We start from the raw sequence: 930 nt of genomic DNA on the forward strand, positions 1-930 counted from the left end.
CCAGGCCAATCGCCTCGCCCATCATCTGATCGGCCTTGGCGTGCGCCCCGACGATCGCGTGGCGATCTGCGTCGAACGCAGCCTGGCCATGGTCGTCGGTCTCCTGGCCATCCTGAAAGCAGGCGGCGCCTATGTCCCGCTCGATCCGACCTACCCCTCTGAACGGCTGACGCAGGTCCTGCACGATGCCGCTCCTGCGCTCTTGCTGGCCGATACCGCAGGGCGAACGGCCCTGGGCGAATCGGCGATCGCTCACCTGACCGTGCTCGACCTCGGTACACCCGCGACGTGGGCCCACCAGTCCGTCGCCGATCCCGATCCGCAAATGCTGGGCCTCACCTCCACCCATCTCGCCTACGTCATCTACACCTCCGGCTCCACCGGCACCCCCAAGGGCGTCATGGTCGAGCATGCACAGATCGTTCGTTTATTCGAGGCCACCAATGCATGGTATGGATTCAATTCGCATGATGTGTGGTGCTTATTCCATTCCTTCTCGTTCGATTTCTCGGTTTGGGAGTTATGGGGTGCGCTACGTCATGGTGGCCGATTGGTCATCGTGCCGAAAGAAGTCGCTCGCTCCACCCAAGATTTCCATCGCTTAGCCTGTGAGCAAAGCATCACGGTTCTCAACCAGACACCAAGCGCGTTCAAAACCTTCATCGAAACGCAGGCTCATAGCGCTCTTGAAGATAAGCTTCGCTACGTGATTTTTGGCGGTGAATTACTGGATCCGGGGATCCTCAACGCCTGGTATGCCAGCCGTTCAGATCAGTCACCACAGCTGATCAATATGTACGGCATCACCGAAACCACGGTGCATGTCACCTACCGCGCCTTACAGCAGACCGATACCAAAACATCCGGTAGTCCGATTGGGCAACGGATTCCCGATTTACGCATTTACCTGCTCGATGCCCACGGCCAGCC

General features: G+C 58.8%; 1 protein-coding gene. It reads left to right on the forward strand.

Going from position 1 to position 930, the window contains the following annotated elements; all coding sequences use genetic code 11:
- Positions 1 to 930, forward strand: a 930-nt coding sequence (locus tag IHE46_RS16800) for an AMP-binding protein (RefSeq protein WP_192166072.1), incomplete at both ends; no start/stop codon positions are given.

It is taken from the genome of Rhodanobacter sp. DHG33, from assembly GCF_014843005.1.
Lineage (GTDB): Bacteria > Pseudomonadota > Gammaproteobacteria > Xanthomonadales > Rhodanobacteraceae > Rhodanobacter_A.